Below are 23,506 nucleotides of genomic sequence, written 5' to 3'. Positions count from 1 at the left end.
CCTGCTTATGACTGATGCCATACAGATATATGTTGATGCGGATGCTTGCCCGGTAAAGGATGAAGTTTACCGGGTGGCTTATCGCCTTGAAGTACCGGTGATCATTGTAAGCAATAGTCATTTTCGTGTGCCTCGGCACCCACTGGTCAGCCGTGTGGTGGTGAGCGATGCGTTTGATGCAGCAGACGACTATATTGCTGAACGCGCGTCAGAAAAAACGGTGGTAATCACATCCGACATCTTGCTGGCAGACCGCTGTTTGAAAGCTGGATCAACGATTATTGCCTCCAATGGAAAGCCGTTTACGGCAGATTCTATTGGTGCCGCGGTGGCGACGAGGGCAATTATGGCTGACCTGCGTGCGGGAATGGGAACGGAGAATATTGGCGGACCGCCGCCGTTCACCAAGACCGATCGATCGAGATTTCTGTCCTCTCTGGATCAGGCGCTGGTACGGCTAAAGCGCAGCGCTTAGTCTACGGTAACCTGAAATGTGAGTGCATAGCCTTCCGCTGGTCCCAAGCTTGCCGCGGTTGCCGTGAGGACCGCCCCACTGATGGATGCACCAAAGGGGTCATTCTCGTCAGCCCCCGAATTGTCATCATCTTCAGCGGTTGCCGCTGAACCACAATTGCTGCCGCTTTGCATGGATGCTGGAGTATAGGTTAGATTTCCCGGAATGGTATCTGTTGCAGTTATCGACGAAGCGGTGGCGCTGCCAGCGTTGGAGATCAAAATGCAATATTGGATGGTCGCTCCGGGAATGGATTTCGGGTCGGTGGTGCCATTGACCGGGTCACTAATAACGCTGCTGATTTTGGTGACGCTGAGCGATGTTTGCGGTGCGCAGAGATTTATGTCGTGAATGGCAATGGCCTGACCATCGGGAATGGCGGGTGCGGTGGTGTGATTGCCATAGATGATGGTGACAGTATCAACCGGCGAGAGGAAGGTGACAACGACATTGCCATCGCCAGATGTACCGCCAGAACCGGCATCACCGATAGCAACATTACCGACAACATAATTGGCTATACCATTGGTCAGCGTTGGCAAGACCGTTGCGCCGTTGAAGCTGCCTATAACGGTCAATTTATCGGCAAAGTCATTGGCGGCAAAATCGATGTCAAACACCGTGAATTGCAGTCCCGGCACGGCGGTTGGCAATGTCAGGACCGTCGTTGCCGTCTGGGATTGATTGGCGAAGTCCAGATATTCATGCAGTGAAAGCTGCGTACCGGCAAACCCGCCATTATTGGCATTGGCCAAGCTAGGGCTTTGCCCACCGAAACCGGGGTCATTGACGAAAACGCCGGGCGAACTGACGGTCCAGTTAATCGTGCCAATGCCGGCCAGGCTGTAACTGTTACTCAATGAACCCGCCGCCCAGGAAATTGTGTCCCAGTCGAACAATATCTGGTTGGCAATCGGACAAATGCTGCCCAAATTGGGCGGTGTCCCAGCGGTTCTGGTGCCTGAAACGGTGATTGAGGCGTCATCATAGTCATCTTCCCCGATGCTGCCATTATTGGGTGTCGAGTCCAGATCGATAATGGATGATGCGCTCACTTCGGCAGAATTGGTTACAATGGCACCCGATGTCGCCGTGACATTGGCGACGATATTTAATGTCCGCGTCTGGCCAATCGGCACGGAGCCAACCGTCCAAATGCCGGTCGCATCATTATAGCTGCCAAATCCGGACGAACTGACAAAGCTGACCCCGAGCGGCAATAGATCCTGCACTAGGACACCGGTAGCATTGTTGGTTGATGCGGCTGCATTGGTGACGGAGATCGTATAGGTAATATTGGTCCCATTGGCCGGCGTTGCGTTGCTCACCGTTTTGTTGACCGACAAATCTGCGAAATTGGCAGGTTGCTCGGTCAAATAGAGTTCGGCATGCTGGAAAGTGCCGTTGTCGGCGGTAGGGAAAAGATCACAGATTTCCAGCCGCCAGGTACCCAGACTATTCTGTCCGTTAAAGGCAGAGAGCGGGTTATTGGGAATGAAATCATGCTGAAAAGGTGGCGGCGCTGTGGTGGAATGGGCGCTATTATTCCCGTCTGTATTCACAGTCTGGGTTCCGCCATCGTTCAACCGGACGTTGAAATTATCGCCGTTGATGTTGTTGGTGTTGCCGTTGACCAGTTGCACCCGGGTACCGGCCGGGGATTGCAAGGTCAGGCGAATATCTCCGCGCCATGTGTGGGTGGCAAAAACCCCGATGTCGACGTCAGAGACGGTAAAGCTGGTCCCCACAGAGAAATTTCTAACAAGCGGCGCGGTGCAGGTAGTTGTGCCGTTAATCGTGCCGTTGGTGGGATTGACATAAGTGGTGACAGTCTGGGCACTAGCGGTCCCCGCAAGCAGCGCGAAAAGGGCAAAGCCGAACAGCAGGCGCAACATAACGATTGCGCCTCTGTTGCGGTTTAACCTTTCTGGCCCAAGGTCTATTCCCAGATACATGACGCCGACTTACACCAACAGGCTGAATATTTGGTAAAAATTTCATCGCTTATACACGGTTAACGAAATTTTACATTTGGCGGGGTTGGCGATAACTCATTGAATAGATAGCCTATTCAGGAATTTATACTCAATTCCAGTCACCTCGTCCCGCCATCCAAAGACTGATCGCAGCCACCGCGGCGGTATCCGCGCGCAATATGCGGGGACCCAGTGATACGGCAACCGACTGGGGCAGGGCGCGGATGGCGTCATTTTCTGTATCGGAAAAGCCACCTTCGGGGCCGACTAATATCGCTGCTGGACCACCATGGGCAACCAGCGCCTTGCGAAAACTGCCTTCTCCGCGGTCATGGATGCGTTCATCGGCGAAGAATAAATGACGGTCAGCAGGCCAATTCTTCAATAAAGCGTCGAGCTTTATGAGGTCATCAAGCATGGGCAGCGCGGTACGCTCACATTGTTCTGCGGCCTCAATCATGTGGGCGCGCAGTTTGTCGGGTCTGATCTGGCCGTTTTGGGTCCGGGCGGTTTGAACCGGTACCATCTTCGCAATGCCCAGTTCGGTCGCTTTTTCGGCAATCCAGTTATAACGATCCTTCTTGATCGGCGCCGCGAGCAACCAGAGATCGGGCACATCTTCGCGCGTGCGGGTTTTTCCATCAATTCGCAATATGAGGTCGCGTTTGCCAAGCATTGTCACATGTGCCAGATATTCGCCGGTCCGGTCGTCAAACAGTTTAACCGGCTGGTCTTCCTTTATCCGCATGACTTTCAGCAGATAATGGGCGTGGCTACCATCCAGCCGGATTTCTGCGCCTTCGTTTAGTTCCACGTCAACATAAAGACGTGGCGCGCTTTGCGGCGGATAGGCGGGTGTGGCCGGCATTCTTCCAAACTCCATTATGTCACCCGAAATCAAGTTCAGCATGACGGAGCTTCTAAGTCGATCTATAGACACCTTATGTCAACCCAGCCTGAAATCGTTCCCGACACCGAAAATCACGGCCTGGTCGGATTGCTTCCCGCTTTTGTTCGCCCGTATGCGTTGCTCGCGCGGCTCGATCGTCCGATTGGTTGGTGGCTGCTTTTTTGGCCTTGCTCCTGGGGTGTCGCCCTGGCTGGCGGTGCTGTGCAGCGCTGGGATCTACTTCTCTGGTTGTTGCTCGGCTCCATTGCGATGCGCGGAGCGGGATGTGTATATAATGACATTGTCGACCGCGATCTCGATAAACAGGTTGAACGCACCCGATTCAGACCGTTGGCGATTGGAGCGGTGTCGCTCAAAGCGGCCTGGATATGGCTCGGACTGTTATGTGCCATCGGCTTGGCCGTATGGCTGCAGCTCAACCTGATTGCCAAGCTGGTCGCGCTTAGCAGCTTGGCACTGGTTGCTGCTTATCCCTTTATGAAACGGATCACCTGGTGGCCGCAGGCTTGGCTGGGCATGGTCTTTTCATGGGGCGCACTGGTTGGATGGCTCGCAATCGAACCCGGTTTTTCATGGGCGATGCTGCTACTCTATGCCGGATCGATATTCTGGGTGATCGGATTTGATACGGTTTACGCACTGCAGGACAGGGAGGATGACGCACTGGTCGGTATCCGTTCCAGCGCACTGCGGCTCGGTGACAATGTGCGTTTCGGGGTGCTCGTTTTCTATGCGCTGGCTCTGGCCGGCTGGGCAGGCGCGTTCTGGATCATGCGTCCGCAAATATTGGGTCTGGCTGCCCTGATCCCGCTTGCGCTGCATCTAATGTGGCAAGTTGGCACGCTGAACAGCGGAGATGGCGAAGATGCCCTTGCCAAATTCAGGTCCAATCGCTTCGCTGGTTTTCTTATGTTTCTAGCCTGTCTGGTGCTCGGGCAGGCCGGATAGATCAAATCTCTTTCGGGTTTCGTTACATTGCCTCTTGCAACCTATGTAGATTCTGGCATCTTTAACCGTATAGTTAAAAACACAAACCACCCCGGAGAGCCTGAATGAAACGACGCCGTCTTGGCAAGAGCGCCCTGCATGTTTCCGATATATGCATGGGTACTATGACCTTTGGTACCGGCGCCGATGAAGCCATGTCACACAAGATCATGGATCAATCGCTTGATGCCGGAATCAATTTTTTCGATACCGCTGAAATCTATCCTGTACCGCCGAAACTCGAATATTCGGGGCGGACCGAAGAAATTGTCGGTCGCTGGCTCAAGGATAAAGACCGGGATTCGATCATATTGGCAACCAAAGTAGCCGGCCCAAGCGGTGGCTGGTTTCAAGCGGCGGTCCGACAAGGTAACACGGCGCTCGACCGGCACAATATTGTCAAGGCGCTGGATGACAGCCTGAAGCGCCTCGGCACTGATTATATCGATCTGTACCAGACCCACTGGCCGGATCATGGTACTGCTTATGATGAGACCATGGAAGTGCTCGATGACCAGATTCGCGCAGGAAAAATTCGCGCGATCGGCTGTTCTAACGAAACCAGCTGGGGCTTGATGAAATCGCTTGAAGCATCCGAGCGCCTCGGCGTTACCCGCTATTGCACGATCCAGAATAATTTCAGCATGAACAATCGCCGGTTCGAGGATGAACTGGCGCAGGTTTGCAAGAAAGAGGGCGTCAGCCTGATTCCCTATTCGCCGCTTGCCGGCGGGGTGCTGTCCGGGAAATATAATGATGGTGCGAAACCGGAAGGTGCTCGTTTTTCCGCCTATCTCGCTATGGAAGGCAAGCGCCAATTTAAGATGGCGCAGCGTTTCGTAAATGAAAAGAGCATCGCGTCGACCAAGCGGTTTATGGCTATCGCTGAAGAAGCCGGCATGGCGCCCGTCACATTGGCTACCGCCTGGTCGAAGCAGCATGATTTTGTCGCCTCTACCATCGTTGGTGCGACCCACACAGACCAGTTGCCTGACATATTTGCGGCCAGCGAACTGGTGCTTAGCGACGATGTCATGAAGGCCGTCGACAAAGTGACGAAGGACATACTCTATCCGATGGGCTGATCGGGTTAACTCTATTCAACGAAAGACCCAAAGAAAGGTCAAAAACCATGAACCGTTTTCTCGAGCATACTGGTGCGAAATATCCAATTGTACAGGCACCGATGGGCTGGATCGCCCGTTCGCAACTCGCTTCTGCCGTCTGTAATGCGGGTGGTCTTGGTATTATCGAAACATCATCCGGCGAGACAGAAAACTGCATGGCGGAAATCGCCAAGATGAGCGATCTGACCGATGCGCCCTTTGGTGTGAACCTGCCGATCATGTTTCTAAAGGACCCGGCAATTCTCGACCATATTTGTGGCTCGGGCGTGAAATTTGTGACAACATCTGCCGGTAGCCCGGCCAAATTTATCGGTCCGCTGAAGGAGGCCGGGATTACAGTCTATCACGCTGTTCCAACAGTTGACGCTGCGATGAAATGCGTGGAGGCGGGCATTGATGGTCTGGTAGTCGAAGGCGCAGAAGGTGGTGGGTTTAAAAATCCCGAAGAAGTCTCGACCCTTGTCCTGCTCCAGGCCATCCGCCGCCAATCCGACATACCGATGGTCGCTGCTGGCGGTATCGCGGACGGCAAGGGCATGGCGGCGGCTTTCGCTCTGGGAGCGGAGGCGGTCCAAATGGGCACGCGTTTCGTGTCCAGCGCAGAAAGTCCGGTTCACCACAATTACAAACAGGCGATACTGGATGCCAAGGAAACCGGCACCTATGTCCTGAACAAGAAAGCGACGCCCTGCATCCGCGCTTTGAAGACAGATCGCACGGCGAAAATCTATGAAGACGGCCTGATGCCGCCCGATACATTCAAGGGCATTTTGGATGTCTACTTCGGCGGTGACATGGAGGCCGCTGTTGGCCTGGCCGGACAATCATCCGGTTTGATTGACGAGATAAAAACTGCCAAACAGATTATCGACGAAACGGTGGAAGAGTTTTTCACCATTACCGAGCGCATGAGCGCGCTAAACGCATCCAGAAGTTTTTGAACCCAACCCTGAATAAGCAAGGAAATTCCAAATGAGCATCGATAATGCAAAGCAACTTTTCACCACCGTAACGGATGACGGCAAGCTTGTGCTATCTGTAGAGCCTTATGAAGTGCCGGAGCCCAAGGATCATGAGGTCGTCGTGCAGATGGAAGCCGTGCCGATCAATCCGTCTGATCTGGGACTTCTGACCGCTCCGGCGGATATGAATACCGTGCGCAGCGAGGAAGTGGACGGGCATCCGGCTCTGGTTGCTGATATTGAGCCCAAGATGATGCGCATCTTCGCGGGCCGCAAAGGCAAGAAACTTGCTGCAGGCAATGAGGGCGCGGGTACGGTGGTCGCAGCTGGTTCTTCAGATGCCGCGCAGGCGTTGCTTGGCAAGACAGTTACGATTGTCGGCGGTGAAATGTATCGCACCCACCGCGTGATGCCAGCCATGATGTGTGTGCCGCTTCCGGAGGGCGCGCCAGCAAAAGAAGGCGCGAGCCTGTTCGTGAATCCGATGACAGCACAGGGTTTCGTCAACACCATGCGCGCGGAAGGTCATGAAGCGCTGGTCCATACGGCCGCCGCTTCCAACCTCGGCCAGATGCTCGCCAAATTGTGCCTGAAGGAAAATATTCCTCTGGTTGCGATTGTGCGGAGCGATGAGCAGAAGAAAATCCTCACCGATATTGGTCTGCCGGATGGACATGTCCTCGACAGCAGCAAAGATGACTTCATGCCCAACCTTGTCGATGCACTGGCAGAAACCGGTGCGACATTGGGCTTTGATGCCATTGGCGGCGGCAAGATGGCTAACTACATCCTGACCGCGATGGAACAGGCCGCTGCGAAACGCGGCGCAGAGTTCAGCGTCTATGGTTCAACCGTCAACAAACAGGTTTATATCTATGGCCGGCTCGACACGGGCGACACCATCCTGGGCGCGGGCTATGGCCTCTATTGGGGCGTCGGCGGCTGGCTGCTTACCCCGCATCTCGAAGAGGTTGGCATGGAACGCATGATGGAAATGCGCATGTTCACTGTCGCCGAGCGCAATGGCATATTCCACAGCGATTATTCGAGCGAAATCTCGCTGATGGACATGATCGATCCGGACATTGCCAAAGCCTATGAGAAGAAAGCGACCGGTGAGAAGGTGCTGGTGAATCCGAGCCTCTAAGACAAATTGCAATATTTAGACTCGTCATCCTGAATTTGTTTCAGGATGACGAGGATGTTATTTCAGTTTTTCCCGCAGTTCCTGATTCTCAGCCGTCAGGCGAGCGATCTCATCCTGCAAAGGCTTGGCCGCAAGATCGACCATATCTTTCGTGAAGCGCGGGACAATATGTTGCGGGCAGTTCCAGTCATAGGATTCCAGCGTTAGGGTCATCAGCCGCTCGGGCTCGCCCGGATAGTCGGTGTCGATGATCTGTGTCGCCAGCTGCGGATTCTCGTCCAGCTGATAAACGGAAAGATGCGCGAGCAACTTCAACCGTTTGCGCCGGGGATAATCAACCATGAACAGGGCCACCCGGTCATCAGCCCGGACATTGCCGAGGCTGATATACTGCCGGTTGCCGCGAAAATCGGCAAAGCCAAGCGTCTTGTCGTCCAGCACTTTCAGAAAGCCGGGCGGACCGCCACGATGCTGGACATAGGGCCAGCCATTTTCTGAAACGCTCGCCATGTAGAAACTATCGCGGGCAGCAATGAAGGCTGCTGCGCGTTCGTCGAAATGATCAAAGCGGCGGTCGCCGGGAAAGTCTTCCCACTGCTCGCGTGCGTCATTTTCGGCCTGGGCTGCGCGGACACTATCCGTCGTCAGCATATCGAGAAATTTATAGGGCATGGTCTGTCTCCATGGCCCGGTTCGGGCCGCCATCGTGAAAGGTTACGCGCTGACGGCCCGGATGGGAAGATCTGCCCAATCAGGCGTAGCTGACAATCTCGAACTCGATACCGTTCCAGTCGAAAAAGTAAAACCGCCGGCCCGGATCATAATCATCATGGCCAAAGGGTTTCAGGCCCGCCGCGATCACTTTCGCTTCGACGCCATCCAGATCGTCGACCGTCATAGCAACGTGGTTCATCGGTTCACCCTTGCGGAACTGGGGCTCGGCGGTCTTCACATCCTTATTGGTATAGAGCGCGAGATATTGATCATCGGTCCCAACGTGGATCGTGTGGCCACCCGACATTGATGGCCCCTCCCACCGGATATGCCAGCCAAAAAGGTCGCGCATCAGGTCGGCGGACCGCTGGGGGTCGCTGACTGTCATGTTCACATGTTCCAGCTTTGCTATTGTCATTTTTCATATCCTTTTCCTTGGTTGCTGTTTGAAATTCGCCATGGCGGGAAGCGGCGATTGTCGCCGCCGTGATAGAGGCACAGAGCATTGCCGGCCGGGTCGCGGAGCCGCGCTTCTCGCCAGCCCCAGCTTTGATCCGTCGGCAGTGTGTCGAAGATGATGCCTTTGGCTTCCAGAGACGCAACGTCCGTATCAAGAGTGCCAGTTTCGAAAAAAATCATTCCGCTCGGCTCGGAGACTTGATCCACAGCGTGGATGGAGAAGGTTTCCCCGGACTCTGTTTCGAAGCGCGCAAAGCGGGGCGGAGCATCGACAATCTGGACGAGGCCGAGCGTCTGATAGAATTTGACGGACGCGTCATAATCGAGACATCCAACGGTGACCTGGTTCAACTTCATACTGGCTATTCTCCTTTCGAACAGACATTTTTGCTGGACTACTTGTCCTCACTTGCGATTCGTACAACCTCAAGCTAAGTTGAGGTCAAGAGATTATTCTGGAAATCTAAACGCAGTGCGCCTGCGCAGGCAGGAGCCCATCTCCAACCGAAACAAAATGGCGCGAGGACAGGAGATGGATCCCTGACTGTGGAGGGAAACCAAGAGGAACTAAGATGACTGAAACCAAATCCCTGACGATCGGAGCCTTGGCCGAGCGGACCGGCCTATCGGTCTCGGCGATCCGTTTCTACGAGGAAAAGGGGCTAGTCGAACCTTTCCGCTCCAGCGGCGGCCAGCGGCGCTTTTTGCGTTCGGATATCCGGCGCTTGTCCTTTGTCCTGATTGCGCAACAATTGGGACTCACTATCGGAGAGATTGAACGCCAGCTGGCGGGCCTCCCGCATGGCCGCACACCAACGCAGGCCGATTGGACCCGGATCAGCAAAGCGATGCGTAAAGTAATCGATGCGCGGATTGCGGAGCTGCAGCGAACCCGCGACCGGCTGGACGGGTGCATCGGTTGCGGTTGTCTGAGTTTGAAAAAATGTCAGCTCTATAATCCGGAAGATCGGGTCGGGTTGAAAGGGCCGGGGCCAAGACTGGTTTTGGAGGATTAGTGTTTGTTCTCAGTCCGATTAATGTCCGCTACATCCCGAAAGCGGACATTAGAAAGGGGTCTCGATATAGACATATTCTGGGAGCTTAATCTTACTGAGAAAAAAGATTTCGTCATACCAGATATCTTCATCTGCACCTTTAAGTTCATCTATTGTCTGTTTGTAACGTATCGGTTCATTGTCCCAGTATCGAATAAGAGCTTTCAAGCAGACGGCTGTAAGGCCGGGCTCCCAGAATTCCTGCGAACAAAATCGCTCACAAACTTTTTCAACTTCAGGGTCACGAGAGAATGAATAAGCAAAAATGTAGATAGCCGATTCAAGCTCCGAAGTGTCTTGCGAGAATAAAATGAGGCTGCGTAACAGCGATCTGTCAGAATCTTCCAAGCCAGTTTTCTGGTGCTTCTCTTGTAATTTATCGATCGCCTTCTTGGTCATTGGACCATTCTGCAATCTAGCAAGGCCTTACACAACAATTTTCAATCTCTAGCGGTAGATCCATTCCGAAAGCGGACATTAGACTTTCACGTGATACCGGTCTCCGGTATGTGACGTCGAGGAGGAAGCGATGTCGATTTCTTATAACTACATGGACGCAGATAAAGATGAGCCAGATCAATTTCTTGAGTTCAATGATTGGGAGTCAATTAAACCCGCTTTGGTGGCATTGAAAGCGAAGAGCGGTGTGGAGATTGATCCATATTCTGATACCAGATTTAGCGATGATCACGCAGTGTTGCTATCTCAACTTATCGAACGATTGGTAAAGGGACCTTCCATAGGGGTTTCCAACCTATCGCAAATACTCAGCGAAAGCGGGAAGACTGGTCGATGGTTGTTGTTTGTTGGAGATTAAAGCAAATAATGATCGTCCGCTAAATCCCGAAAGCGGACAAGAGGTCACCGCTTGCTTGATTTTCCAACGGTCGCATTCAAAGCTAACTCGAACGTCTTACTTTGACCCAATCAAAAACAATCCAACCGGCTGACACGAGAGAAAGGATCAAAAAGATATATTGGGCGTAAGATAACATCACAAGTTCGCTACCTTGCCCTTCCACATACAGTGCATAGGCTTGAGTAGATAGCCAAATATAGCAAGCTGTCATTGTTCCAACGAAGGTTAAAAACAGCGCAAACCATATGGTTTTCCGTGAAATCCATAGCCGTTTTGCTATTTTGATTACAGCTATCAAAAGCACCGCCCACAACAATAATGTTGCCCAAACTTCAGGATGACCAAAATACCAGATCAGATGTTGAAACAAGACGGGGTCACCGCCATTTTCTGCAGCAAAAAAATCAATTTCCATGTGTTGAAATTATCAAAGCGATATTGGCTTGTATATAGTTGATGGCCGTTCTTTGGTGATTTCTAGTGTCCGCTTTTGCGCCCAAAGCCGGCCATTTTTTATCGCGCGGCGGAGCAGTTGCACGGATCCGGGGATTGTTGACGATGGCTTCATGACGAAACCGGATTGCGCCTTAACCCATTCACTCCGCTTCAGTACTCAGGCCCAGTTGCGGGATGCCGATGGAGCGTTTTCCGCCGAAATCGGCGCGCACAACAACGGTCCCCTGTTTTTCCATGTATTCGACCAGTCTGCGGATACGGCCGGGGGAGCGGGTGCCATAAGCGCGGCCGAGTGTTTCGTCATCCGGACAGCGGCTGCCTTCCATCGCGGCCCGCGCGATTTGCAGGAATGGCGCGGCCATGTCTTCCGGCAATTCGGCTGCGGCGGTCAGAACATCTGCCCAACGGGGATCATCGGGCTCCAATATGCCGCCTTTTGCCAAGGCAAAGCGGCGCCGAAATTCAGCCAGTTCCAACGGAACCGTGGCCAGCTGCTGCATCCGGCAACGCACGGAAAAATCCTGATAGAGCAGGGCATCGGGTTGATAGGCGCTGTTCGCATCCGCCAGCATGTCTTGCAAGACAGCTATGATCGTTGCTTCGTGATTGGTAGCGTCTGCATTTGCTTCCTCATCGGCAGCACCGGCAACCGGTTCCGGTTCGATGGCAGGCTCTGGCTTGGCGATGCGGCGGATCAGTTCCTCGGCTGCGATCGGTTGCGGCGCGGGTTGTTCGCGAACGGGCAGCGGCTCTGCCTCCATTTCGGCGAATAGCATCGTCCGCAGATTTTCGGGTTCTGCTTCCGGCATCGGCAAAAGACTATGCGTGCCCATGCGCGTGCTGGTCTGGGTCGGTCCGATTTTCATGGAGATTGGCCGCCGTGATATCGCCGGGCCAAGGCCAAGAAAATGTCCGCGCTCCAGATCCCTTATGCGCTCTGCCTGTCGCCGTTCCATCCCCAGCAAATCAGCGGCGCGGGCCATGTCAATGTCGAGAAACGTGCGGCCCATCAGAAAGTTGCTTGCCTCGGCAGCCACATTTTTGGCGAGCTTGGCCAGCCTCTGGGTGGCAATGGCGCCGGCCAGACCGCGTTTGCGGCCGCGGCACATCAAATTGGTCATGGCGCCAAGGCTGGCCCGGCGCACGGCATCGGGCACATCGCCGGAAACCGAAGGCGCGAACATCTGGGCCTCGTCGACGACAACCAGAACGGGATACCAGTGATCACGTGGCGCATCGAATAGGGCATTGAGAAATGCGGCGGCGCAGGTCATTTGCGCTTCCAGTTCCAGCGACTCCAGATTCAAGATGATCGAAGCGCGATGCTCCCTGATGCGGGCGCCCATGGTCGCGATTTCCCGCTCATTATAGTCCCCCGCATCGACCACGACATGATTATAGGCATCGGCCAACGTCGCGAAATCGCCTTCAGGATCAATTACCACTTGCTGAACCAGATGGGCGCTTTCTTCGAGCAAGCGTCGCAGAAGATGGGATTTTCCTGAGCCGGAATTGCCCTGCACCAAAAGCCGCGTCGCCAGCAGCTCTTCGATGTCCACGTGCACGGATTGCCCCGTGTCATCTCTGCCAATTTCGATACCAACACTCACATCGTCGCCCTACCGAGATGACCGGGAAGTTGCAATGACGGAACGCGGTCCACAGGCGTATTTTTGTAACGCATTGAACCTAAAAGGAAGTTGCGCCTCCATGGGGCATCGCGTAGGTCTACGCGAATGGACTTTGATGATCAGTTGCAACGCTATTTTGGTACAACCGACCTGTCGTCCGTCCGGGCGGAGGCGTTGGATGCCGGGCTTGAGCGGATGCGTGTGGATCTTGGTCTGGAAACAGATCGCGGACGCCGCTTTGCGTTATGGGCGGTGCTATATATGCTTGGCTCGGCGCTTGATCTGGAAAGTGCGTTCGAGGATGAAACGGATCGCAATTCCGCGCGAGACTTTATGGATTTGATGGATCGCGCGCAGAATAACCAGATTTCAGACTGATGTTTCTCTAGCGCCGGTCCTTTGCCTCCGCTAACGGGCTATCATGGTCAGTGCAGCGCAATCTTTTCCATATCCCAACCCGTGGCGCCGTGAAGCGAGCACGACGCTGAAACTCGCCTGGCCGCTGATCCTCTCGAACCTGACCATGGCGCTGATCGGGGCAACCGACGTGCTGATGATCGGCTGGCTTGGTGCGCGCGAACTGGCCGCTGCAACGCTTGGCTTTAATCTCGCCATGAGTTGCGCGATTTTCTGCATGGGACTGGTCACGGCCTCGGCACCGATGATGGCGAGCGAAATTGGCCGTATGGGCCACAGCGTGCGGGATGTGCGGCGCACCTTTCGGCAGGCAATCTGGGCTGCGGTCACCGTAATCATCCCGTTCTGGGTGCTGCTCTGGAATACTGAAAGCATATTGGTATATTTTGGTCAGCAACCCGATCTGGCACGCAATGCCGGCCTTTATATCTCGGCCTATATGTGGTCGATATTGCCATTTTTATGCTTCATCATCTTGCGCAATTTTGTCTCGGCGCTGGAGCAACCGGTTTGGGCGCTGATCATCAGTGTGATCGCTGTCCTTGCCAATGCATTGTTCAACTATGCCCTGATTTTCGGGAAATTCGGCGTTCCGGCCTTTGGTGTGATCGGTGCTGGCATTGGCAGTGTGATGACGAACGTCCTGATGTTTGGCGGCTTGGCTCTGGTGGTTGTCCTGCACAAACGCTTTCGCCGCTATCATCTGTTCGGGCGGTTCTGGCGCGCTGATTGGCAGCGCTATCGCGCGCTGTGGAAACTGGGCCTGCCGATTGCCGTAACCATGGGTTTGGAAGGGTCGGTCTTTGGTATCGCTGCCTTGCTGATGGGATTGATCAATGCAGAATCAGTGGCAGCGCACGCCATTGCGCTGCAGCTCGCGTCGTTATCATTCATGGTGCCGATGGGGCTGGGGCAGGCGGCGACGGTCCGGGTTGGCATTCAATATGGCCGCAAGGACCATGCCGGAATAGCCCGCGCCGGTTGGGTCAGCTTTGTGCTTGGCACGACGTTCATGGCAGCGATGGCGCTGCTTTTTGTTCTGGCGCCCGATTTTTTGATCGCGATCTTCATTGATGCCAATGCACCGGGTAATGAGAAAGTGGCAGCGCTGGCTGTCAGCTTCCTCGCCATAGCAGCCATTTTCCAGATTGTTGATGGCGCGCAAGTGGTCGGCGCGGGGATGCTGCGGGGACTGCATGATACCACCGTGCCGATGCTCTTTGCCTTGATGGGCTATTGGTTCATCGGTATCGGCGTGGGCGCCGGTCTCGCCTTTTGGCAGGGCTGGGAAGGCATTGGCGTTTGGACCGGCCTTGCCAGCGGATTGGGCATTGTCGCAGTACTGATGTTGATGCGCTGGACAATGCGCGAGCGCATCGGGTTGCTACCCTAAATCGAACCAATCAGCCACAAAGGGCAGAATTTGGGGCTATGATAGTAAATAGCTATGAACGGCAAGCAATCGTTTCGATTGGATCAATTGGCGACTCTTTGGCAGAAAAGCATCAAGCAATTTAACCGAAGGAGGCCGTTATGACGAACTATGTAAATGAACTGGTAAAACGCCACCGCCGACTAAACCGCTTGATCGACAATTGCCGTACCGCTGGACGGCAACAGGAAATGCAACAACTGAAGCGCATACGCCTGAGGATCAAGGACAAGATCGCTGCCGCACGGCGCGAACTGGTTCCTGTTACGAGCTAACAGGCCAGACAGTTGGGCGATATGTAAAGTGTTTCACTCCCCGGTCCCCGCCGGAAACAGACGCATATCGTCCAACATTTTTCATGATTCCCTAAATACTCCAGCCCAGGAAATGCTATGACATCTTATTCGCCCGATGGTTCCCGCGCCCCGCAAACTGCGCCAGCCATGCCTTGTCCGGTTTGCCAGGTCAGCTTGACCATTAGCGAAAGGCAAGGGGTGGAGATCGATTTCTGCCCCCAATGCCGCGGTGTATGGCTTGACCGCGGCGAAATCGACAAGATCATAGAGCGGTCACAATTGGCCACGAGACCGCCGGCGGAACAGACTTACAGACCGGACCGGACCATCTACAGCGACAGCTATGACCATCGGAGCTACAAGAAAAAGCGCCGCAAGTCCTTTCTGGAAGACTTGTTTGATTAGCCGCTAGAAGGGAACCAGACCGACAAACTGTTCTGGCTGAAAACCGTTTTTCAGTCGCGCACCCTGTTTCAGCAAGAAATCATGCCGGACAATCTCTGCCTGCTGCTCAATGCCATAGTCGTCAAATGATTTGCCCGGCGTCAGCGTGTAATCATAACGACAGAAAGGATGGCGAGCGAGCGGCAGGAATACCCCTTGCTGATGTTGCCACACATGCACCATTTCATGAATGAACAGGCCCTGCAGGTTCAGGTCTGTCTCGCTATAATCATCGCGAAAAAGACCGCTCCTGGGATGGAACCAGATGTTCCCGTCAGGTGCCATGGTCACGCGCTTGGGTTGAAAGGGCCACCATTTGCGATTGAATATTCTGATGGCTTGATAGTCAATCACATCACTGAACACGGATCGGCATAAATCCATTTCTGCCGTGGTAAGCGGGCGACCTGAACGCATTCCAGAGACCACCTACTATTCGGTGTTTTCTTCGGTTTCCGGGCTTGCGCCGCCCGCTTCTCGGATCACTGCATCGACCTGAATCCGGTCATCATTGGAAAAAATGAAGATCATTCTCAACAGGCCGCGCTGAATAGAACCCCGGCCAACACCCCAAATCATCAGATGCTTGCCACCGGGTTCAAATTTGATTTTTTCGCCTGCCGGAACGGAAACAACGGACAGCTGCTGCATTCGTGCCATCCCGTCAGTTTCGACGGTCTCGTGCATTTCCATCCGCATCACGTCGTCGGCAATCACACTGACCAGCGATACATCATCCGGTCCGCCGTGGATCGTCATATAGCCAGACGAGGGATTGCCATCGACGGGAGAGAGATTGACGACGGCTTCATCCACGCGCAACACATCGCCCTGACCGCAGGCGCTGAGAAAAATTACCGCAAGGCTAGCAAAAAAAAACGAAAGTTGTTTCGTCATGACTGGCAGAAAACTCCTGAATCTGGGGGTAATCGGATAGTTTCTTGATATGTACATCCTCCGCGCGTCCCTGCCAAGACTTGTGCCAAAGAAAATGCCTCCTATATCCCATTCCGAAGCCGTAACGGTGCCACTTGAACAGGGCCGGGCGGTTATTTTGCTAATTATAGAAAATATTTGAAATTGAATTGAGGGAAAAATGGCTAAAGTTATCGGTATTGATTTGGGCACCACCAACAGCTGTGTTGCCGTTATGGACGGCGGCAAGCCGAAAGTTATTGAAAATGCGGAAGGCGCGCGGACCACGCCATCCGTTGTTGCTTTTGCGAAAGACGGCGAGCGACTGATTGGACAGCCGGCCAAGCGCCAGGCAGTTACCAATCCGGAAAGCACCATCTTCGCAGTGAAACGCCTGATCGGTCGCCGCTTTGATGATCCGATGACGAAGAAAGACATGGAACTGGTCCCTTATGAAATTGTCAAAGGTTCCAATGGCGATGCATGGGTAAAAGCCGGTGGTGAAGATTATTCTCCTGCCCAGATTTCCGCTTTCACCCTGCAAAAGATGAAAGAAACCGCCGAGAGCTATCTTGGTGAAACGGTTACACAGGCCGTTATCACAGTTCCCGCCTATTTTAACGATGCCCAGCGTCAGGCAACCAAGGATGCCGGTAAAATCGCTGGCCTGGAAGTGTTGCGGATCATCAACGAGCCAACTGCTGCGGCCCTGGCTTATGGCCTGGAAAAAAATGACGGCAAAACCATTGCAGTTTATGACCTTGGTGGCGGTACATTCGATATTTCGATTCTCGAAATTGGCGATGGCGTTTTTGAGGTGAAGTCCACCAATGGTGATACCTTCCTTGGCGGCGAAGATTTTGACGCCAAGCTGGTTGAATTTCTGGCGGACGATTTCAAGAAAGCGGAAAGCATTGACCTGACCAAGGACAAGCTGGCGCTGCAGCGTTTGAAAGAAGCGGCAGAAAAAGCGAAGATTGAATTGTCTTCGGCTCAGACCACAGAGGTCAACCTGCCCTTCATTACCGCTGACCAAAATGGTCCCAAGCATCTGGTGAAGTCGATCACACGCTCCGACCTGGAAAAACTGGTCGGTGATCTGATCAAGCGTACGCTTGATCCTTGCAAAAAGGCATTGAAGGACGCTGGCATCAGCGCATCGGAAATTGACGATGTTGTGATGGTTGGCGGCATGACCCGTATGCCTAAAGTGCGCGAAACCGTACAGGAGTTTTTTGGCAAAGAGCCACATACCGGTGTGAATCCGGACGAAGTTGTTGCCATGGGTGCTGCCATTCAAGCTGGCGTTCTGCAGGGCGATGTCAAAGACGTGCTTCTGCTCGACGTGACACCATTGTCGCTGGGTATCGAAACCCTTGGCGGTGTTTTCACGCGCATGATCGACCGTAACACCACGATCCCGACGAAAAAATCGCAAGTCTACTCGACCGCTGATGACAATCAGGGCGCGGTAACCATCCGTGTATTCCAGGGCGAACGGGAAATGGCAGCGGATAACAAGATGCTCGGTCAGTTCGATCTGGTCGGTATCCCTCCAGCTCCGCGCGGTGTGCCACAAATTGACGTGACGTTTGACATTGATGCCAATGGTATCGTGAACGTCTCGGCCAAGGATAAAGGCACCGGCAAGGAACAGCAGATCAAGATCCAGGCCTCTGGCGGTTTGAGCGACAGCGATATTGATCAGATGGTTGAAGATGCAGAGAAATTTGCGGAAGAAGACAAGAAGCGGCGTGCAGAGGCAGAAGCCAAGAACAATGCGGAAAGTCTGGTCCACACGACTGAGAAACAATTGTCGGAACATGGCGACAAGATTGATGCCGATCTGAAAGGCCAGATCGAAGAAGCGATCAAGGAAACCAAGGAAGCGATTGAAGGCGGTGATCCGGAAGCGATGAAGACCAAGTCAGAAGCACTGGCGCAGGTTTCCATGCAAATGGGTCAGAAAATCTACGAAGCCGAGCAAGCAGAAGGTGGCGATGCCGCCGACGCAGCAGCGGCCGATGCAGCCGCCAAGGCGGATGATGATGTAGTTGATGCTGAATTTTCGGAAGTGGACGATAGCGACGACGCTGATACTGACAAAAAAGAAAAAGCGGCAGAGTAACAATCATTAAAGCCGTTCGGACTGCGCCCGTCGAGGTCATTCCTTTTACGGGAGCGCCTTCGATAGAGCCAGTAGGAGCGGCTTTTTTGGATTTTCGGCTTTTGGGGGGCTGAGGTAAGTAATGGCAACCGAAATGGATTATTATCAGCAACTTGAGGTCGATCGCAGCTGCGATGGCGCGACGCTGAAATCATCATATCGCAAACTGGCGATGAAATATCATCCGGACAAAAATCCTGGCGATGCTGCGGCTGAAGCGAAATTCAAATCGATCAGCGAAGCTTATGATGTTCTGAAAGACCCCCAGAAACGCGCCGCTTATGACCAATATGGTCATGCGGCCTTCACCAATGGCGGCGGCAATAATGCCGGCGGTGGCGGCTTCGCCGGTGCTGCATTTAACGATATTGGCGATATTTTCGAGACAATTTTTGGAGGCGGTGCTGGCGGCGGAGGCTTTGGCGGCCAGCAACAACAGCGCGGCCCCGCGCGCGGTGCAGACTTGCGCTATGACATGGAAGTATCGCTGGAAGACGCTTTTCATGGCAAGCAGACCGAAATCGAAATAGATGTTTCGGTCGGCTGCGACGAATGTGATGGATCCGGTGCAGAACCCGGAACGGGTGTCAAAACCTGCACCACTTGCCATGGTCATGGAAAAGTCCGTGCGCAACAGGGCTTTTTCGTTGTTGAACGCACCTGTGCCAGCTGTCAGGGGCGCGGTGAAGTAATCGAAAGCCCGTGTCATATCTGTTATGGCGAAGGCCGGGTCGACAGGCCGCAGGCCCTGGAAGTTGAAATTCCGGCTGGTGTTGACAGCGGCACTCGGATCCGGCTGACAGGTAAAGGTGAGGCGGGCGCCCGCGGCGCCCCTCCCGGCGATCTTTATATTTTCATCCACCTGGCCCGCCATGACATTTTCGAGCGTGAAGGCACAACATTATTTACCCGCGCACCGATCAGTTTTTCGGTCGCAGCGCTGGGCGGAGAGATTGTCATTCCCGGTCTCGATGGCACCAAACATGAAATACGCATCCCGGCAGGCATTCAATCGGGCAAACAAATCCGCCAGCGCGGTGCCGGCATGCCGGTTCTGCGCGGACGCGGCCACGGTGACATGGTTGTGCAGATAGAGGTTGAAACGCCAACCAAACTGTCATCAAGGCAAAAGGAATTGCTACGGGAATTTCAAGAGACCGAAACCGGTGATGAAAGTCCCAATAGCAGCGGGTTCTTCTCGAAAATCAAGGAAGCCTGGGATGGCTTGGCTGATTGAGGCTATTTGATCCATTGCCTGTGGCGAGACGGATCAAATATTTTGAGGTGAAGCGGTTTCCGCTTACCAACCCAATTCTTCTGACGCATTGTAACGGATGAGAAGCACGCACTCGCTCCGGCTGCTTACCTTGGCGCAATATCAGTTTGGAAATCGCCGGAATGTGAAAAAGGGGCGACCCTGTAAGGACCAGCAGACAGGATCGCCCCTTTCCAACTCATACTAAACTACCCGCTCATTGTGGGGATGATTAATGCGGGCCTAGCAAACTACAGGCAAACTGAACTGCCCGAACATATATACGGTTGCGATTTTTGGGATTAACAGCCGGAGTAGAATTTTGTGTCTTTTTCCGCTGAATATCCTGAGAACCCTCTTTGGCGGTGCTGCTGCAATAGAGCGGCAAGGCAGAATTGCCGCCAGCCTATTGTCTTGAAGACTGTCCCAACATGTCTATTGCTTCTGCGACTTTAATGGCTGGCATCGTGAGATTTCGCTGATCAAGTTCAATCAACAACTTCTGCAAGGATGAAATAATTTCATCGATTTTTTGATCATCATTGTTGATTTCTGTCTTTTCGCTACCACCCATCATCCTGTCTTCCAATTTCTCTTCTGATTCTGCTGGTATTGAAAACCACAGACCCCTTTGTTCCATCGGCCGTAGTTGATAGTGCAATCATTATGAATATACACTGTCAATCTGTGTAAACTCTTGTGTCTCAAGAGAAATATCATAATTTTCGGAATTATTTGCCCCAATATGGGTAGAAGTGATAATGGAAAATTATCGCGATGATGGCTAAAATCATCGTTAACAGGGGAGTTTTTGGGGCATGTTGTTCATCGACTATAGATGCATTCGATCGGATGCCTGGTTGCCTCGGCTTGAGGGTGAAGCTATGCTAGCGCTGTATTTTGGGGAATACCGTTGGACCAGTTTGAAATAGAATCTGCACGGGTTGCAAAACTAACTGCCAAGCAGCGTGAATGCCTGCACCTAGTCGTGCAGAGAAAATCTTCAAAAGAAATTGCGAGGATATTAGACATATCCAAACCAGCGGTCGACCAGCGCCTTGATAGCGCCCGACGTACGCTGGACGTCACGACGCGTGATCAAGCCGCGATTGTCTTCGCACGCGTCGCCGGAGACTATGATCGAATCATATATGATCCAGCCTATCTTCCCAATCACCCCGATTCCGGCGCAGAAGCAAGTCAGGGCGAACAACCACAATCTTTCATGTTGGAAGAAGCAGCCGTACCATACGACTTTAATTCCACGCTTGAATCAGACCGGTGGTTGCAAGCCCTGAAGGAACCGAGTGGCGAACTGGGTACCGTTCAAAGACTGGCCATTGTTGTCGGCATGACCGTCGGCATATTGGCAATTGTCCTGATCGGACTTGCTGTCTCTCAGTCTCTTTCAGGCCTGTTGGCAGCGTAAGCCGACACAAGGTCTACCTTAAAAACAACTTTTGGAATTCGCGTTTCGCGGAAAGGGAGTCTTATGTCTTACGAAATCAAAAAAGCTAAAGATCAAATCGGCCAGGATATGCCGCACAGCGAGTATAGCATTGACCAGGCGCTTGTCTCTGTCTCAAATCTTATGTCCACACTGGTTAATGCTCGTCTAAACACAGGCGTACCTGCATCGACTGGCCAGGCTGCGATCCTGCGGCTTGCTAAGGCACAGATGGCACTTGTTGATGCCAGCAGTGATATTTTGCGCGTGCACGGCGAATTGAAGAAAATTGGCAAGGAATATGCTTGGGGAGACACGCACGAAGATTGCCCGCCGGCAGCTCAGGCCTCCGATAAAGATGGCAAACGCCTCTCGATCGTTGCGTGAGTTAGCAAGTTGTTGACTATGAAGCGCCAGCATGTTCCTCATAAGCGATGCGAACAGCAATATTCTTCCTCCTTCTTTGTGCGACAACTTTCTATGCCTTGTATAAAGGAGGGGCGCCTGAACGTTGGGTTGCTTCAACTCTTCTGGTTGGGTTTTTCTCGGATCCAATGGTCCACTATTTCACGCCAGTGGAATATTCGGAAATGGATCCGGGACACTTCATTATCGATTTGTTCGTTTGGGGCGCCGTTCTTGCAGTGGCCATGCGTGCAAAGAGGTTCTGGCCGCTATGCGTAACCTCACTGCAAACAATAGCTCTGGTGGCGCATATGGCCAAGCTGATGGATGTGTCGATACACCCGCAGGCATATCTCATTATGCAAGTCGCTTCATCTTATCCATTTCTTATAATACTTGCGATAGGGACCTATTGCCACCGGCGCCGGTTGAAAACAAACGGAACCGATCCATCCTGGCGCAGCAGTTAAGTGAGGCTGTATCTAAAGTTCGAGAGCGGTTGACTGCGCTTCGCGATTATAGTCATCTTGGAAAATGCGAGTTGCAATTTTCTACTTCTTGTTCGCATCTTGCACGCTCTACGCACTTTGGCGAGGTGGCGCACCGGAGCGTACGATTGCTATTTCGTATTTTGCCACTTGGGTGCTGGATCGCTCGGTGCATTACTTTACCCCAGCAGAATATGCTGAAATGGACCCGGGACATCTGGTCATCGACTTCATTATCTGGCTCTTGTTTTTCGTGGTCGCCATGCGCGCGAGGAGGTTCTGGCCGTTATGCTTAGTATCTCTTCAAACCATCGCGCTGGTGGCGCATACGGCGAAATTCATGGACGTAACTATCGTCCCGAGGGCCTATTTCGTAATGCAATACGCAACTTCCTTCCCGGTGCTGATAACGTTGGCGATCGGAACTTATTGTCATCAGCGCAGATTGACAATTTACGGGACCGATCCGTCCTGGCGCAGCTCATTGAGTCGGTAGCCCCGGAAAAAGCAAGCATTCTATCGGACGCACTTTTGACAGAATTCGGATCAATCGGGCGAATTTTGTCTGAAACGGAAGAATCTCTACAGCGTGTAGTCGGAGCGCAGAGCGCGGTGATCAATTTGCTCATCGCTACCGAAAAACTTATTATAGCTCAGTTTCAGAATGAGCTGCCCAAGAAGTTGATATCTTCGACCGATGAAAAGCTGATCCGGTATTTGCAGGCCAGCATGGGTTCGCTTGCGACCGAAACAATGCGTATATTCTTCCTCGATACTGCCAATCATCTCATCAAGGACCAGATTTTCGGGCATGGTTCACCAAGCAAGGTGATTGTGCAACCCCGAAGCATCTTGAAACGGGCGCTGGAGCTGAATGCGAGTGCTCTGATTATGGTGCATAACCATCCTGGCGGCAATGTGAAGCCAAGCAAATCCGACGTGAACTTTACGATGCGGATAAAGATATTGTGCCAGGAACTGGAAATCAAACTTCATGATCATATTGTCATTACCGGCAGCAGTTGGTCGAGTTTTCGAAAGATGAAATTGTTATGACCGAACATCTTTTGAATGACCGCGTAAAACATGCACGTCAACTGCTGGACCGGCAGCGAAAGAGAAGCTTGTTTTTTTCCAGTAACAATATTTTTGGCGATCCTGCCTGGGAGTTGTTGTTGGAAGTTTACATTGCATCAGACCAGCATCATTGCGTTTTGAAAACGGATTTATACGCCAAACTTTCTGTATCGGAATCAATAGCATCCCGCTGGCTCACTGTATTTCTCGATCGAGGCGATATAGAAATTTGCGAAAGCCACGGTTATGATCATTTACGCATGACGGACAGGGCTTTGTCCGAATGCGAAGCCTATTTGGATTCTATGACGGATTAGGATTTGAAAACCGGATTGATAGCAGAGCCAGATCCTTAATATTTCCGGC

General features: G+C 52.9%; 29 protein-coding genes. 18 read left to right on the top strand and 11 right to left on the bottom strand.

All coding sequences use genetic code 11. The features are described 5' to 3' along the window. The first annotated feature begins 19 nt into the window (after positions 1–19). On the top strand, positions 20–475 hold the full coding sequence (locus tag ACO6S1_RS00690; RefSeq protein WP_422346262.1) for a YaiI/YqxD family protein: 456 nt from the start codon (positions 20–22) through the stop codon (positions 473–475). Here ACO6S1_RS00690 and ACO6S1_RS00685 read toward each other — a convergent pair. Further along, the gene (locus ACO6S1_RS00685; RefSeq protein WP_422344450.1) at positions 472–2,409 is read right to left on the bottom strand and encodes a proprotein convertase P-domain-containing protein; all 1,938 of its coding nucleotides are present in this window, start codon (positions 2,407–2,409) and stop codon (positions 472–474) included. The genes ACO6S1_RS00690 and ACO6S1_RS00685 overlap by 4 nt on opposite strands. A 190-nt stretch (positions 2,410–2,599) precedes the next feature. Further along, positions 2,600–3,358, bottom strand: coding sequence for a 16S rRNA (uracil(1498)-N(3))-methyltransferase (locus ACO6S1_RS00680; RefSeq protein ID WP_422344449.1), 759 nt, complete (start codon positions 3,356–3,358; stop codon positions 2,600–2,602). A 75-nt stretch (positions 3,359–3,433) separates the two neighbouring features. On the opposite strand from ACO6S1_RS00680, the gene ubiA reads away from it, so the two are divergent. From ubiA to ACO6S1_RS00660, 4 genes are all read left to right on the top strand, one after another. Continuing rightward, on the top strand, positions 3,434–4,348 hold the full coding sequence (gene ubiA, locus ACO6S1_RS00675; RefSeq protein ID WP_422344448.1) for a 4-hydroxybenzoate octaprenyltransferase: 915 nt from the start codon (positions 3,434–3,436) through the stop codon (positions 4,346–4,348). A gap of 104 nt (positions 4,349–4,452) precedes the next feature. Beyond that, positions 4,453–5,472: an aldo/keto reductase gene (locus ACO6S1_RS00670; RefSeq protein WP_422344447.1), complete on the top strand. Its 1,020-nt coding sequence runs from the start codon at positions 4,453–4,455 to the stop codon at positions 5,470–5,472. Positions 5,473–5,519: 47 nt separating this feature from the next. Then, complete coding sequence (locus ACO6S1_RS00665; protein WP_422344446.1) at positions 5,520–6,455, top strand: NAD(P)H-dependent flavin oxidoreductase; 936 nt, start codon at positions 5,520–5,522, stop codon at positions 6,453–6,455. Between the two features lie 31 nt (positions 6,456–6,486). Then, positions 6,487–7,623 carry an NADH oxidase gene (locus ACO6S1_RS00660; protein WP_422344445.1) on the top strand — a complete coding sequence of 379 codons (1,137 nt, stop codon included), beginning with the start codon at positions 6,487–6,489 and terminating at the stop codon, positions 7,621–7,623. 57 nt (positions 7,624–7,680) lie between these two features. On the opposite strand, the gene ACO6S1_RS00655 is transcribed toward ACO6S1_RS00660, so the two are convergent. The 3 genes from ACO6S1_RS00655 to ACO6S1_RS00645 all read right to left on the bottom strand — a co-directional run bounded on the left by ACO6S1_RS00655 (position 7,681) and on the right by ACO6S1_RS00645 (position 9,153). Then, complete coding sequence (locus ACO6S1_RS00655; protein ID WP_422344444.1) at positions 7,681–8,295, bottom strand: pyridoxamine 5'-phosphate oxidase family protein; 615 nt, start codon at positions 8,293–8,295, stop codon at positions 7,681–7,683. Positions 8,296–8,374: 79 nt separating this feature from the next. Next, positions 8,375–8,755 (bottom strand): VOC family protein, encoded by a 381-nt coding sequence (locus ACO6S1_RS00650; protein WP_422344443.1) that lies wholly within the window; start codon positions 8,753–8,755, stop codon positions 8,375–8,377. After that, positions 8,752–9,153, bottom strand: a complete 402-nt coding sequence (locus ACO6S1_RS00645; RefSeq protein ID WP_422344442.1) for a VOC family protein — start codon at positions 9,151–9,153, stop codon at positions 8,752–8,754. Before ACO6S1_RS00645 ends, ACO6S1_RS00650 begins: the two co-directional genes overlap by 4 nt. 215 nt (positions 9,154–9,368) lie before the next feature. Between ACO6S1_RS00645 and soxR the strand changes: the two genes are divergently transcribed. After that, positions 9,369–9,812, top strand: coding sequence for a redox-sensitive transcriptional activator SoxR (soxR, locus tag ACO6S1_RS00640; protein ID WP_422344441.1), 444 nt, complete (start codon positions 9,369–9,371; stop codon positions 9,810–9,812). A 48-nt stretch (positions 9,813–9,860) separates the two neighbouring features. Here soxR and ACO6S1_RS00635 read toward each other — a convergent pair whose 3' ends face one another. Beyond that, positions 9,861–10,250 (bottom strand): hypothetical protein, encoded by a 390-nt coding sequence (locus ACO6S1_RS00635; protein ID WP_422344440.1) that lies wholly within the window; start codon positions 10,248–10,250, stop codon positions 9,861–9,863. A gap of 130 nt (positions 10,251–10,380) precedes the next feature. On the opposite strand from ACO6S1_RS00635, the gene ACO6S1_RS00630 reads away from it, so the two are divergent. Continuing rightward, complete coding sequence (locus ACO6S1_RS00630) at positions 10,381–10,668, top strand: hypothetical protein (RefSeq protein WP_422344439.1); 288 nt, start codon at positions 10,381–10,383, stop codon at positions 10,666–10,668. An 82-nt stretch (positions 10,669–10,750) separates the two neighbouring features. Here the strand turns inward: ACO6S1_RS00630 and ACO6S1_RS00625 are convergent, their stop codons facing one another. Next, positions 10,751–11,125 (bottom strand): hypothetical protein, encoded by a 375-nt coding sequence (locus ACO6S1_RS00625; RefSeq protein ID WP_422344438.1) that lies wholly within the window; start codon positions 11,123–11,125, stop codon positions 10,751–10,753. Positions 11,126–11,306: 181 nt separating this feature from the next. After that, a complete protein-coding gene (locus ACO6S1_RS00620; RefSeq protein ID WP_422344437.1) occupies positions 11,307–12,776 on the bottom strand; it encodes a helicase HerA domain-containing protein in 1,470 nt (489 codons plus the stop codon). A 126-nt stretch (positions 12,777–12,902) separates the two neighbouring features. On the opposite strand from ACO6S1_RS00620, the gene ACO6S1_RS00615 reads away from it, so the two are divergent. The 4 genes from ACO6S1_RS00615 to ACO6S1_RS00600 all read left to right on the top strand — a co-directional run bounded on the left by ACO6S1_RS00615 (position 12,903) and on the right by ACO6S1_RS00600 (position 15,347). After that, positions 12,903–13,175 carry a hypothetical protein gene (locus tag ACO6S1_RS00615; RefSeq protein ID WP_422344436.1) on the top strand — a complete coding sequence of 91 codons (273 nt, stop codon included), beginning with the start codon at positions 12,903–12,905 and terminating at the stop codon, positions 13,173–13,175. A gap of 43 nt (positions 13,176–13,218) precedes the next feature. After that, the gene (locus ACO6S1_RS00610) at positions 13,219–14,607 is read left to right on the top strand and encodes an MATE family efflux transporter (RefSeq protein ID WP_422344435.1); all 1,389 of its coding nucleotides are present in this window, start codon (positions 13,219–13,221) and stop codon (positions 14,605–14,607) included. A 140-nt stretch (positions 14,608–14,747) separates the two neighbouring features. Then, positions 14,748–14,921, top strand: coding sequence for a YdcH family protein (locus ACO6S1_RS00605; RefSeq protein WP_422344434.1), 174 nt, complete (start codon positions 14,748–14,750; stop codon positions 14,919–14,921). 117 nt (positions 14,922–15,038) lie between these two features. Then, positions 15,039–15,347, top strand: a complete 309-nt coding sequence (locus ACO6S1_RS00600; RefSeq protein ID WP_422344433.1) for a zf-TFIIB domain-containing protein — start codon at positions 15,039–15,041, stop codon at positions 15,345–15,347. Positions 15,348–15,350: 3 nt separating this feature from the next. Here ACO6S1_RS00600 and ACO6S1_RS00595 read toward each other — a convergent pair whose 3' ends face one another. Continuing rightward, complete coding sequence (locus ACO6S1_RS00595) at positions 15,351–15,803, bottom strand: vgr related protein (RefSeq protein WP_422344432.1); 453 nt, start codon at positions 15,801–15,803, stop codon at positions 15,351–15,353. A gap of 15 nt (positions 15,804–15,818) precedes the next feature. Beyond that, positions 15,819–16,283: a copper chaperone PCu(A)C gene (locus ACO6S1_RS00590; protein ID WP_422344431.1), complete on the bottom strand. Its 465-nt coding sequence runs from the start codon at positions 16,281–16,283 to the stop codon at positions 15,819–15,821. Positions 16,284–16,482: 199 nt separating this feature from the next. Here ACO6S1_RS00590 and dnaK point away from each other — a divergent pair, with 199 nt between their 5' ends. Both dnaK and dnaJ read left to right on the top strand, forming a co-directional pair. Continuing rightward, on the top strand, positions 16,483–18,429 hold the full coding sequence (gene dnaK / locus ACO6S1_RS00585; RefSeq protein WP_422344430.1) for a molecular chaperone DnaK: 1,947 nt from the start codon (positions 16,483–16,485) through the stop codon (positions 18,427–18,429). Between the two features lie 121 nt (positions 18,430–18,550). Further along, positions 18,551–19,705, top strand: a complete 1,155-nt coding sequence (gene dnaJ / locus ACO6S1_RS00580; protein WP_422344429.1) for a molecular chaperone DnaJ — start codon at positions 18,551–18,553, stop codon at positions 19,703–19,705. 424 nt (positions 19,706–20,129) lie between these two features. Here the strand turns inward: dnaJ and ACO6S1_RS00575 are convergent, their stop codons facing one another. Then, positions 20,130–20,300: a hypothetical protein gene (locus ACO6S1_RS00575; protein WP_422344428.1), complete on the bottom strand. Its 171-nt coding sequence runs from the start codon at positions 20,298–20,300 to the stop codon at positions 20,130–20,132. A gap of 336 nt (positions 20,301–20,636) precedes the next feature. Between ACO6S1_RS00575 and ACO6S1_RS00570 the strand changes: the two genes are divergently transcribed. The 5 genes from ACO6S1_RS00570 to ACO6S1_RS00550 all read left to right on the top strand — a co-directional run bounded on the left by ACO6S1_RS00570 (position 20,637) and on the right by ACO6S1_RS00550 (position 23,457). Beyond that, positions 20,637–21,152: a sigma factor-like helix-turn-helix DNA-binding protein gene (locus tag ACO6S1_RS00570; RefSeq protein WP_422344427.1), complete on the top strand. Its 516-nt coding sequence runs from the start codon at positions 20,637–20,639 to the stop codon at positions 21,150–21,152. A gap of 63 nt (positions 21,153–21,215) precedes the next feature. Next, a complete protein-coding gene (locus ACO6S1_RS00565; protein ID WP_422344426.1) occupies positions 21,216–21,557 on the top strand; it encodes a hypothetical protein in 342 nt (113 codons plus the stop codon). A gap of 552 nt (positions 21,558–22,109) precedes the next feature. Continuing rightward, positions 22,110–22,559, top strand: a complete 450-nt coding sequence (locus tag ACO6S1_RS00560) for a hypothetical protein (RefSeq protein ID WP_422346281.1) — start codon at positions 22,110–22,112, stop codon at positions 22,557–22,559. Next, positions 22,493–23,119: a JAB domain-containing protein gene (locus ACO6S1_RS00555; protein WP_422346261.1), complete on the top strand. Its 627-nt coding sequence runs from the start codon at positions 22,493–22,495 to the stop codon at positions 23,117–23,119. The genes ACO6S1_RS00560 and ACO6S1_RS00555 overlap by 67 nt, the downstream gene beginning before the upstream one ends. Beyond that, positions 23,116–23,457: a hypothetical protein gene (locus tag ACO6S1_RS00550; RefSeq protein WP_422344425.1), complete on the top strand. Its 342-nt coding sequence runs from the start codon at positions 23,116–23,118 to the stop codon at positions 23,455–23,457. The genes ACO6S1_RS00555 and ACO6S1_RS00550 overlap by 4 nt, the downstream gene beginning before the upstream one ends. Positions 23,458–23,506: the final 49 nt, after the last annotated feature.

The sequence above is a fragment of the Parasphingorhabdus sp. genome, from assembly GCF_965233695.1.
Taxonomy (GTDB): Bacteria; Pseudomonadota; Alphaproteobacteria; order Sphingomonadales; family Sphingomonadaceae; genus Parasphingorhabdus.
The sequence above is the reverse complement of the archived record's forward strand: the minus strand, read 5'-3'. Positions and strand labels throughout refer to the sequence as shown.

Bases quoted from the DNA above. Each gene is read 5' to 3' on its own strand.
- dnaJ (WP_422344429.1), top strand. From the start codon at position 18,551: ATGGCAACCGAAATGGATTATTATCAGCAACTTGAGGTCGATCGCAGC.
- ACO6S1_RS00595 (WP_422344432.1), bottom strand. From the start codon at position 15,803: ATGCGTTCAGGTCGCCCGCTTACCACGGCAGAAATGGATTTATGCCGA.
- ACO6S1_RS00680 (WP_422344449.1), bottom strand. From the start codon at position 3,358: ATGCCGGCCACACCCGCCTATCCGCCGCAAAGCGCGCCACGTCTTTAT.
- dnaK (WP_422344430.1), top strand. From the start codon at position 16,483: ATGGCTAAAGTTATCGGTATTGATTTGGGCACCACCAACAGCTGTGTT.
- ACO6S1_RS00655 (WP_422344444.1), bottom strand. From the start codon at position 8,295: ATGCCCTATAAATTTCTCGATATGCTGACGACGGATAGTGTCCGCGCA.
- ACO6S1_RS00575 (WP_422344428.1), bottom strand. From the start codon at position 20,300: ATGATGGGTGGTAGCGAAAAGACAGAAATCAACAATGATGATCAAAAA.
- ACO6S1_RS00670 (WP_422344447.1), top strand. From the start codon at position 4,453: ATGAAACGACGCCGTCTTGGCAAGAGCGCCCTGCATGTTTCCGATATA.
- ACO6S1_RS00665 (WP_422344446.1), top strand. From the start codon at position 5,520: ATGAACCGTTTTCTCGAGCATACTGGTGCGAAATATCCAATTGTACAG.
- ACO6S1_RS00630 (WP_422344439.1), top strand. From the start codon at position 10,381: ATGTCGATTTCTTATAACTACATGGACGCAGATAAAGATGAGCCAGAT.
- ubiA (WP_422344448.1), top strand. From the start codon at position 3,434: ATGTCAACCCAGCCTGAAATCGTTCCCGACACCGAAAATCACGGCCTG.
- ACO6S1_RS00605 (WP_422344434.1), top strand. From the start codon at position 14,748: ATGACGAACTATGTAAATGAACTGGTAAAACGCCACCGCCGACTAAAC.
- ACO6S1_RS00660 (WP_422344445.1), top strand. From the start codon at position 6,487: ATGAGCATCGATAATGCAAAGCAACTTTTCACCACCGTAACGGATGAC.
- ACO6S1_RS00560 (WP_422346281.1), top strand. From the start codon at position 22,110: ATGCGAGTTGCAATTTTCTACTTCTTGTTCGCATCTTGCACGCTCTAC.
- ACO6S1_RS00625 (WP_422344438.1), bottom strand. From the start codon at position 11,125: ATGGAAATTGATTTTTTTGCTGCAGAAAATGGCGGTGACCCCGTCTTG.
- soxR (WP_422344441.1), top strand. From the start codon at position 9,369: ATGACTGAAACCAAATCCCTGACGATCGGAGCCTTGGCCGAGCGGACC.
- ACO6S1_RS00600 (WP_422344433.1), top strand. From the start codon at position 15,039: ATGACATCTTATTCGCCCGATGGTTCCCGCGCCCCGCAAACTGCGCCA.
- ACO6S1_RS00650 (WP_422344443.1), bottom strand. From the start codon at position 8,755: ATGACAATAGCAAAGCTGGAACATGTGAACATGACAGTCAGCGACCCC.
- ACO6S1_RS00645 (WP_422344442.1), bottom strand. From the start codon at position 9,153: ATGAAGTTGAACCAGGTCACCGTTGGATGTCTCGATTATGACGCGTCC.
- ACO6S1_RS00610 (WP_422344435.1), top strand. From the start codon at position 13,219: ATGGTCAGTGCAGCGCAATCTTTTCCATATCCCAACCCGTGGCGCCGT.
- ACO6S1_RS00635 (WP_422344440.1), bottom strand. From the start codon at position 10,250: ATGACCAAGAAGGCGATCGATAAATTACAAGAGAAGCACCAGAAAACT.
- ACO6S1_RS00590 (WP_422344431.1), bottom strand. From the start codon at position 16,283: ATGACGAAACAACTTTCGTTTTTTTTTGCTAGCCTTGCGGTAATTTTT.
- ACO6S1_RS00550 (WP_422344425.1), top strand. From the start codon at position 23,116: ATGACCGAACATCTTTTGAATGACCGCGTAAAACATGCACGTCAACTG.
- ACO6S1_RS00565 (WP_422344426.1), top strand. From the start codon at position 21,216: ATGTCTTACGAAATCAAAAAAGCTAAAGATCAAATCGGCCAGGATATG.
- ACO6S1_RS00615 (WP_422344436.1), top strand. From the start codon at position 12,903: ATGGACTTTGATGATCAGTTGCAACGCTATTTTGGTACAACCGACCTG.
- ACO6S1_RS00685 (WP_422344450.1), bottom strand. From the start codon at position 2,409: ATGTTGCGCCTGCTGTTCGGCTTTGCCCTTTTCGCGCTGCTTGCGGGG.